This window comes from Pseudomonas sp. EA_65y_Pfl1_P113 (genome assembly GCF_963970525.1).
Lineage (GTDB): Bacteria > Pseudomonadota > Gammaproteobacteria > Pseudomonadales > Pseudomonadaceae > Aquipseudomonas > Aquipseudomonas tritici.
In genome coordinates this window covers 1-1,067 of record NZ_CAXAQM010000103.1, presented here as the reverse complement: position 1 = coordinate 1,067, position 1,067 = coordinate 1, and the positions used below count along the sequence as shown (strand labels likewise).

The following is a 1,067-nucleotide window of genomic DNA, read 5'->3' as shown; positions in this document are numbered from 1 at the left end:
CCACTGAATCCGGAACACTGCAAGGCGCTGAGCGACAGCAGCGCCAAACGCAGTGCGCACATGCGTCACGTTGCCTTGCGCACGGTGGCTAACGAGCTACAGGCGCCTCATTGCCCGCCGCTGGCCAAAGCCGATCAGGTCATGGCCGAACTCATCGCGGCCACCTATGCCCGGTCGATGAAGGCTGACCAACAACGGGGCGGTGACGATACGGATGCACTGGGTGCGACCGCGATGAAAGACCCGACGACCCTGAACATCAATGCCTATACCGAGGCCATGCACCGTTCACGTGAGCGGGAGAAAGTCATCGCCCAACACCCCGAGGCCAGTGATCAGCCTCCGGGCGAGTGGAGTGCCGAACGGTGGGAGGGGCAGAGCACTCAGGATTGGCTGGAAACCGCCAAAGCGCAGGCCAAAGGTTTGTTCCCGGTCTTCGCGTGCCTGGATGACGACCTGGGCGTACTGCGTGATATCAACCATGAGCAAGAGTCGGTGGAGGCGCGACACGAACAGTGGATCGGTGATAACAACCTGCGCCTAAGCATCGGTGGATTTATTCGCAGTCTAGTCAGCGAAGATGGGGCTGAACTGGCGGGCACTCTCAGCTATCGCTACAAGAGCCGTGACATCAACCTTACTCCTGAGCAGGGTAAGGTCATGCTGGATGCTCAGCACCAGCTGGACGATGCGCTCAAGGATGAAACCCATGCCCGTCAATACGGCGGTCAGCCGAGCGCGAGCGAAGCCTCCGCCCGTGATGCGCGAATTGCCAGTATCGTTGCGCCCGTACAGGCCTTTATTCCGGCCGATTTGTACAACGAAGCGGAATACGTGGTGCGTGAATACCGTGCTGAAAAGCAGGCCAACCTCGACAACGATTTCCTCAGTGCCAAGGTCGGCAAGTATATCGATCTGACAGCGATGAACAGCTGGCTCGATACCACCGCGCCAGCGCATTTCCAGCATGTCGAACAACGCCATCAGACACTGTTTGCGGACCGGGACGTTTACCTCAAACGGTCCGCCAGCGGCACCTGGTTTGTCGATTACTATGACCTGGACAC

General features: G+C 59.0%; 1 pseudogene. It reads left to right on the top strand.

Features of this window, described 5'->3' with window-relative positions:
• Positions 1-1,067, top strand: a pseudogene (locus tag AACY52_RS28470) (hypothetical protein); the annotation flags it as partial.